This is a genomic window from Egicoccus sp. AB-alg6-2, from assembly GCF_041821025.1.
Lineage (GTDB): Bacteria > Actinomycetota > Nitriliruptoria > Nitriliruptorales > Nitriliruptoraceae > Egicoccus.
Genome location: NZ_JBGUAY010000010.1, coordinates 75,255 through 82,836, shown reverse-complemented (window position 1 = coordinate 82,836; position 7,582 = coordinate 75,255). Strand labels below are relative to the sequence as shown.

8 protein-coding genes and 1 rRNA gene are annotated in these 7,582 nt (G+C 71.1%); 7 read left to right on the top strand and 2 right to left on the bottom strand.

The annotated features are described in order from the left end of the window. Positions 1–18 precede the first annotated feature (18 nt). From rrf to ACERMF_RS16750, 6 genes are all read left to right on the top strand, one after another. A 5S ribosomal RNA gene (gene rrf / locus ACERMF_RS16775) occupies positions 19–135 on the top strand. Between the two features lie 173 nt (positions 136–308). Then, on the top strand, positions 309–1,769 hold the full coding sequence (locus tag ACERMF_RS16770) for an APC family permease (RefSeq protein ID WP_373670296.1): 1,461 nt from the start codon (positions 309–311) through the stop codon (positions 1,767–1,769). Beyond that, positions 1,766–2,374, top strand: a complete 609-nt coding sequence (locus tag ACERMF_RS16765) for a DUF3156 family protein (RefSeq protein WP_373670295.1) — start codon at positions 1,766–1,768, stop codon at positions 2,372–2,374. Before ACERMF_RS16770 ends, ACERMF_RS16765 begins: the two co-directional genes overlap by 4 nt. Next, complete coding sequence (locus ACERMF_RS16760; RefSeq protein WP_373670294.1) at positions 2,371–3,861, top strand: aldehyde dehydrogenase; 1,491 nt, start codon at positions 2,371–2,373, stop codon at positions 3,859–3,861. The genes ACERMF_RS16765 and ACERMF_RS16760 overlap by 4 nt, the downstream gene beginning before the upstream one ends. Next, the gene (locus tag ACERMF_RS16755; protein WP_373670293.1) at positions 3,858–4,253 is read left to right on the top strand and encodes a hypothetical protein; all 396 of its coding nucleotides are present in this window, start codon (positions 3,858–3,860) and stop codon (positions 4,251–4,253) included. The genes ACERMF_RS16760 and ACERMF_RS16755 overlap by 4 nt, the downstream gene beginning before the upstream one ends. Positions 4,254–4,328: 75 nt before the next feature. After that, positions 4,329–4,790: a hypothetical protein gene (locus tag ACERMF_RS16750; protein WP_373670292.1), complete on the top strand. Its 462-nt coding sequence runs from the start codon at positions 4,329–4,331 to the stop codon at positions 4,788–4,790. A gap of 5 nt (positions 4,791–4,795) precedes the next feature. Here ACERMF_RS16750 and ACERMF_RS16745 read toward each other — a convergent pair whose 3' ends face one another. After that, positions 4,796–5,266, bottom strand: coding sequence for an Lrp/AsnC family transcriptional regulator (locus ACERMF_RS16745; protein WP_373670291.1), 471 nt, complete (start codon positions 5,264–5,266; stop codon positions 4,796–4,798). Positions 5,267–5,411: 145 nt separating this feature from the next. On the opposite strand from ACERMF_RS16745, the gene ACERMF_RS16740 reads away from it, so the two are divergent. Beyond that, positions 5,412–6,842 (top strand): aspartate aminotransferase family protein, encoded by a 1,431-nt coding sequence (locus ACERMF_RS16740; protein ID WP_373670290.1) that lies wholly within the window; start codon positions 5,412–5,414, stop codon positions 6,840–6,842. On the opposite strand, the gene ACERMF_RS16735 is transcribed toward ACERMF_RS16740, so the two are convergent. Beyond that, the gene (locus ACERMF_RS16735) at positions 6,839–7,549 is read right to left on the bottom strand and encodes a type 1 glutamine amidotransferase (RefSeq protein ID WP_373670289.1); all 711 of its coding nucleotides are present in this window, start codon (positions 7,547–7,549) and stop codon (positions 6,839–6,841) included. The genes ACERMF_RS16740 and ACERMF_RS16735 overlap by 4 nt on opposite strands. Between the last annotated feature and the right edge of the window lie 33 nt (positions 7,550–7,582).

Here is a 7,582-nt window from a genome sequence, read left to right as displayed (position 1 = left end):
ACACGTGTTGGACCAGTCTCCCGTGGCCTCAGCGGAGGGGACACACCCGGCAGCATTCCGAACCCGGAAGTTAAGCCCTCCAGCGCCGATGGTACTGCCGGGGAAACCCGGTGGGAGAGTAGGTCGCCGCGGGAACCACACACGATCGAGGCCGCCCAAACGGGCGGCCTCGATCTGTTTCTCGCGCAAGTCGTGCGCACTCGGCGACCGCCGCGCCAGAAGTCGTTGGCTTCCGAACGATCCTGCATATGCTGTCGCCGCCGACTCGGGGGAGACGCGTCGGCCTTGGGATCCTTGGGAGGTGCCGTATGGCACGCAAGCGTGGTGCATCCGTGCGCGTCGGATCGGGCGGGACCCGACTCGAGGCCGACGCCGTCGGCTTCCCGACCGCCCTGGCAACGGCGGTCGGGCTCATCATCGCCTCGTCGGTGCTGCTGACGGCGACGACGGGCTTCGGCGTCGGCGGGTGGGTGTTCGCCGTGGCCATCCTCATCGCCTACGTGCTCATGGTGTTCCAGTCCATGAGCTTCTCCGAGGCCGCCGGGGTCATGCCACTCGCCGGCTCGGTGTACGACTACATCGCGTCCGGTCTCGGCCGCTTCCTCGGTGTCACCGGCACGCTGGTGGCCTACCTCGTCGTCCACCTCTTCGCCGGCACCGCCGAGACCGCTGCAGCCGGCCTGTTCGCCAGCGTCACCTTTCCCTTCCTGGAGGGTCTGACGCCCGAACGCTCATGGGTCGTCGGCGTCGGCCTGCTGCTGGTCTTCGGCGTCATCAACGCGCTCGGCATCCGCATCTACGGCGCCGTCGAGGTGGCCCTCACCGGCATCATGTGGGTCACGCTGCTCGTGTTCGGTCTGCTCGGCGTCCTGCGGGCGGCGACCGTCGACACGGGCGGCTTCTTCGGCGAGTCGTTCGTCGGCACCGACCTGACCGCCGTGCTGTCCATGGTCGGGCTGGCCATGTTCCTGTTCGTCGGGGTCGAATTCGTCACGCCGCTCGCATCCGAACTCCGCGACCCGGGCCGCTCCATCCCGCGGGCGATGTTCATCGGCCTGACCGCCGTGGCGGCGTCGATGGTGCTGTACGGCGTCGGCGTGTTGCGACAGGTCGAGAACGTCGAACTCGACGGTGGGGTCCTGCTGTTCGAGACCCCGCTGCCCATCCCCGCCTTCGCCGAACAGGTGCTCGGCACCTTCGGGCGTTGGTGGCTCGCGATCGCGGTCCTGTTCGCTGCCGCCGCCACCATCAACACCCTGCTGGCCGGCATCCCGCGCATCCTGTACGGCATGGCCAAGGACAACGCGTTTCCGCCGGTCTTCGCGTGGCTGCACCCGCGCTACAAGGCGCCGTGGGCCGGTATCGCACTGGCCGTGGTGATCCCCGCGGTCCACGCCATCGTGATCCAGGGCGACATCGACTCGATCATCGTGCTCATCCTCGCCGCCGTGTGCGCCTGGCTGTTCGCCTACGTGCTCGTCAACATCTCCATGATCCGTCTGCGTGCGCGCCGGCCCGACCTGCCGCGTCCGTTCAAGACGCCATGGTTCCCGGTGCCGCAGATCCTGGCGACCATCGGCATGTTGATCACGATCTGGTACATCGCTCCGCCCGGCATCGCGCGCAGCGACGTCTACGTGCGCTTCTTCGGGATGCTCGCGGTCTGCGCCCTGTTCGCGCTGTGGCAGACGATCGTGAAGACCAAGAAGCCGCTCTTCGAGCCCGTGGAGCCCGAGGACTTCGTGCGTGAGGAAGTCGGTACCGCGTGACGCGCCCCGACCTGCTCGAACGCGTCGCCGGCGACCTGACGGGGTGTCGGCTCCACCCCGTCGGGCGCGAACGCGCGTTGCTCGAGACGCCCGACGGCGCGCAGTGCTGGTGGCGCGTCCGCGACGACCGTCGGCGGCTGCTGTCGCTCCAGAGCAGCCGCTTCGAGCTCGACGGGCCGTCGACCGGGGCCGAGGTCCGAATCGAGCTGCGCCACACGGGCAACCTGCGGCGAACGGGGGTACGCGGCACGGTCAAGGGCCGCGACGAGCTGGCCGGCATCTCGATGCGCGATCAGCTGCTCGCGGACGGCGAACTGCAGGCGGCGTGCATGGCCCTCGACTTCACCGCGTTCACCATCGCGCCGGCCGAGGGGCGCTGGCGCGCCGAGATCGAACTGATGGGTGGGTCCCACGTCCGCACCCGGCTCCCGCCGGCGAGCAACTACGTGCGACTCGCAGAGGACCAGGTCGCCGCGTTGCTGGCTACGGTCGCGGTCCTGCACCGACGGCTGCCCGCCGCCACCGAACGCCTCGTCGTCTCCACCACCGCCGCGGCGCCGACCATCGAGGGAACCGTCGACCACCTGCCCCGGAGGAACGTGTGACCCAGGCGAGCATCGACTGGCACGAATCGGCCGAACGCTTCCACCCCCGCCAGCAGGCCGTCATCGGCGGGGAACTCGTCGATGCCGTCGACGGCGCCACGTTCTCGGCCACCAGCCCGCGCGACGGCACGGTCCTTGCCGAGGTCGCCGCGTGCAGGACCGCCGACGTCGACCGCGCCGTCGCCAGCGCACGGCGGGCCTTCGACGCGGGACACTGGTCACGATCCGCACCGGCCGAGCGTCGCCGCAGCATGCTGCGGTTCGCCCGGCTCGTCGAGGAGCACGCCGACGAGCTCGCACTCACCGTCTCGCTGGAGATGGGCAAGCCGATCAGCGATGCCCGCGACATCGAGATCCCAGCCCTGGTCAAGACGCTGACCTGGTACGCCGAGGCCGCCGACAAGTTGCTCGACGAGTTGCCCCGGACGGGCGCCGACGCACTCGCGATGATCACGCGCGAGCCGGTCGGCGTCGTGGCGGCCATCGTCCCCTGGAACTTCCCGCTGACGATGGCGGGCTGGAAGCTCGGGCCGGCGCTGGCCGTCGGCAATTCGGTCGTGCTCAAGCCCGCCGAGCAGTCGCCGCTGTCGGCGCTGCGACTCGGGGAGCTGGCGCTCGAAGCCGGCCTTCCCGAGGGCGTCCTCAACGTCGTGCCTGGTCTCGGGCACGAGGCGGGGCAGGCGCTGGGGCGCCACGACGACGTCGACGTCGTGGCATTCACCGGTTCGGGCGAGGTCGGGCGCGAACTGCTGCGCTACGCCGCCGACTCGAACCTGAAGCGGGTCTACCTCGAGCTCGGCGGCAAGACGCCCAACATCGTGTTCGGTGACGCGCCCGATCTCGCCGAAGCGGCCGCCACGGCGGCCTGGGGCATCACCTTCAACCAGGGCGAGATGTGCACGGCCGCATCGCGCCTGCTGGTCCAGCGCGACGTGCACGACGACTTCGTGTCGCAGGTGCTCGACGCGATCACGTCCCGACGACTCGGCGACCCCCTCGACACGGCGACCCAGATCGGCCCCGTCGTCGACGAGACCCAACTACGTCGCGTCCTCGACTACGTCGCCATCGGCCTTGACGAGGGCGCCGACCTGCGCCTCGGAGGGGGGCGGACCCTGCCCGACACCGGCGGGAGCTACGTCGAACCGACCGTGTTCACCGGTGTGCGTCCCGACATGCGTATCGCCCGCGAGGAGATCTTCGGGCCGGTGCTGAGCGTGCTGCCCTTCGACGACCTGCCCGACGCGATCCGTATCGCCAACGACACCGTCTACGGCCTGGCCGCTTCCGTGTGGACCCGCGACCTCACCACCGCCCACACCGCCGCGCGGGCGCTGCGGGCCGGGACGGTCTGGGTCAACTGCTTCGAGGAGGGCGACCTCAGCGTGCCGTTCGGCGGGATGAAGCAGTCCGGGACCGGCCGCGACAAGTCGTTGCACGCCATCGACAAGTACGTCGACCTCAAGACCACCTGGATCGCCCTGTGACGAGACGGTCGTTCGCCACGACCGCCCTGTTGACCCTGCTGGTCCTGGAGGCGGCGGCCGCGACCGCATTCGGCGTGGTGGTGGTCTCGCTGGTCACCGCGGGCGACGACGCCGTCATCGGCCCGCTCGATCCCACGGCGCTCGGCATCCTCACCGTGGGGCTCAGCATGCTGCTGGCCCTGGTCGTGCTCGTTTCCGTGTCCGCGGTCGGCCTGTGGCAACGGCGTCCGTGGGCGGCCACGACGGCGGGCCTCGTCCACGCGCTGCTGCTCGTTGGCGCCGCCGTCGGCTTGTTCTCGCTCGGCTGGCAGCCGGTCCTCGGCCTGCTGGCGGCGCTGGGCGTTCTCGGCCTGCTGCTGGTCACCGGACGGGCCCGCGAAGTTCCGCGCTGACCCGGCCGTTCGGGTCTGCCACCACGGGCGGTGGGGCCGCTTCACTGGCATGCCCGGCACTCCCGGAGCCACGCCATGCCCGCACCCACGCGTCTCGAGCAAGTCACCCACGAGGTCCGTGCCGACCACGCGGAGTTGCGCGTGGAGTCCGGGCGGGTGGTGATCGTCAAGCGGACGATGACCAGCGACGAGCCCGTTGTCGTGACCGTCGCGTTCGCGCAGGTACGCGGCGCCGAACTGCGCAAGCCGACCAGGGGGCGCAGCGGCTGGCTGCACGTGGCGGCCGTCGGCGGCTCTCCGCCGCCGCCGTCGGAGCTCGCGGCCGCCAGCGACCCGTACACCGTGCCCGTGACGGGGCGCAACCTGCGGGCTGCCAGGCGTTTCGTCAAGCTCGTCACGGATCACGTCCGCGCGCGCGGCCTGCCGCACGAGTCTCCGGGCGACGGACCGCGGTCGTCGAGCGTGCTGGTCTCGTCTCCGCGCCCAGCGGTGCCACCGCCGGGCGCGCCGACTCCCGGCGGCGTTCCCGGACCCTGACGGATTCAGTCGCCCGGCAGCAGGAACGGGCGGCGGACGACCTCGTCGAGGACCAGCGAGGTCAGCGTGCCCCGTGCGCCGGTGAGTCGACGGATCTCCTCGAGCAGGAAGCCCCGCAGCTCCTCGAAGTCGGCGACCCTGACCAGCAGGAGCACGTCCGCCTCGCCGGTCATCAGCGCCGCATACTCCACGTGGGGGAGCGCAAGCACGCCTGCCCGCACGGTCTCCCAGTCGAGGGTCGTGCCCGGGCCGGCGGACAACAGCACGACGGCGGCGATCCCGAGGCCGAGCTTGCGGCTGTCCACCACCGGCGAGAACCCTCGGAGCACCCCGGCCTCGCGGAGGCGTTCCAGTCGCTGGTGGATGGCCGAACGCGACAGCGGCAGCTGTTCGGCCAGCGCCGTGACCGAGGCCCGGCCGTCGTCACGCAGGCGCGTGAGGAGTTCGATGTCGAGTGCATCAGCCTGAAACGACACTTGTCGATCCAATCCGGTGTTCGGACGACGAATTGCGCATGTTGCCGGTATCCACGCACAGACTGTCGTGCGCAACCTGCCGACGGGTGTCGACGTGCGCCCAACGACTACGCTCGTGCGGCCCGAGAGCCCGAGGTCGAGTGCCGTGAGCGAGGACGAGTATCCCGAGGCCGCCCCGGACCCGAGCGGCCTGCCGCTCGATCCGTGCGCGGCACAGACGCAGGACCTGCTCGACCAGGCGTCGACGCTGGTCGCCGCCCTCTTCGACGGGGTGGGCGACCGCCCGGTCGAGGCGCCGCGGGTCGACCCCGGCCTCGTCACGGCGCTTGCCGAGGACCGTCCCGGGGCCGCGGTTCCGCTCGAGTCCGCCCTGTCGACGTTGATGCAGGCGATCGCCCAGGGGCAGGAGAGCCGCAGTGGCGGTCACCTGGCCTACATCCCGGGAAGCGGCCTGCTCACCGCCACGCTCGGCGAGATGCTCGCCAGCGCGTCCAACCGCTACACCGGGTTGCCGGCGCCGTCACCCGCCGCGGTGGCGCTTGAGTCGGGCGTGCTGCACTGGTTGTGTGAGCTGTTCGGGATGCCGCCCGGTTCGCAGGCCGTGCTGCTCTCCGGTGGGTCGATGGCCAACCTGACCGCGCTGGTCGCCGCCCGGGAGCGCCACGCCGCGGGGCAGCCCCAATTCGCCACCGTCTACGTCGGCGAACAGGCTCACGCCTCGGTTCGCAAGGCGGCCCGGACGATCGGCATCCTGCCGGGCAACGTGCGGGTGTGTCCGTCCGCCGACGGGATGCGCCTCGACCTCGACGCGCTCCGGGTGCTGATCAAGCAGGACCGCAGTGATGGTCTGCTGCCCACGGCCGTCGTCGCCGCGGCGGGCACCACCAACACCGGCGCCGTCGACCGGCTGTCGGCGCTGGCCGACCTCGCCGCCGAACTGGGGGTGTGGCTGCACGTCGACGGGGCCTACGGTGGCTTCTTCCAGCTGACGGAACGGGGCCGCCGTCGTCTCGAGGGCATCGAAGGCGCCGACTCGATCACCCTCGATCCCCACAAGTCGCTGTTCCTGCCGTTCGGGACCGGTGCGCTGGTCGTCCGCGACCGTCAGACGCTCAGCGACGCGTTCGGCGAGGAGGCCGACTACCTGCGTGACCTGCCGGACTCCGACCAGCTGCCCGAGTTCGCCGAGCTCACGCCTGAACTGACCCGTGCGTGGCGGGGGGCGAAGCTCTGGCTGCCGCTGAAGGTCCATGGCCTGCCGCCGTTCGTCGAGGCGCTGGACCTCGCGCTCGACCTCGCCGCGTGGGCCCACGACGAACTCGCCGCGCTGCCCGGCGTCACCACGTGCGGAGTTCCGGACCTGTCCATCATCGGGTTCCGGGTTCCGGGCGACGACGCCGCGCAGGACGCCGCGCTGGCACACGTCAACGCCGACGGGCGGGTCAGCCTCTCCAGCACCCACCTCGAGGGCCGCGTCGTGCTGCGCCTCGCGGTGCTCTCGCACCGCACCCGTCGCCATCACGTCGCGCACGCCATCGACCGCGTGCGCGCCTTCGTCGACGGCCGAACGGACTAGCTTTCCGCGACCTGGTCGAGGAAGCCGTCGACGAGGGTCGCGACGTCCCGCTCGCACCGCGGCCGCTCCCGCTCGGCGACCCCGAGCAGCGTGTCGAGGTCCGCGCCGGTGGCTGCCCGCAGGTCCGCGTGCGCCTCCTCGCCACCCATCTCGAGCCAGCTCGCCACGATGGCGGCGTCGACCTCGGGGTGGAACTGCAGCCCGAGGTTGCGCCGCAGTCGAAACGCCTGCGGACCCACGTCGTTGTGCGCCACCTCGGTGCCACCCGAGGGGACCGTGAACACGTCGTGGTGCCACTGCATCCAGGGACCGCCGGGCACCAGCTCCGGAGCGTCGGTGGTCACGGTCGTGAACCCGATCTCGGGCGCCGCTGCGGCCTTCACCTCGCCACCGTGCGCGGCGGCAAGCGCCTGACCACCGAAGCAGATGCCCAGCACCGGGACGCCGTCCCGGTCGGCTTCCCGCAGCAGGTCGAGTTCGCGGTCGATCCAGGTCCCCACGGCCCGGTGGTCGTAGACCGACCAGATCGCCCCGAGCGGGACCAACAGGTCGAACTCGCGCGCCTTCGGGAACGGGCCGTCGTAGCTGCCGTCGTGCACCGAGCGTCCGATGCTCAGCAGCTCGATCTCGAAGCCGCGCTCGGCCAGTGCCGTGCCGACCAGCCCCGGCTTCGAAGCAGGGTCGTGCTGGATGAACAGTGCGCGCAAACGGGTCCTCCTGTGCGGGCACCAGTCTAACTG

What these genes read in the sequence shown, in the direction of transcription:
- ACERMF_RS16770 (WP_373670296.1), top strand. Translation starts at nt 309, where the DNA reads ATGGCACGCAAGCGTGGTGCATCCGTGCGCGTCGGATCGGGCGGGACC.
- ACERMF_RS16750 (WP_373670292.1), top strand. Translation starts at nt 4,329, where the DNA reads ATGCCCGCACCCACGCGTCTCGAGCAAGTCACCCACGAGGTCCGTGCC.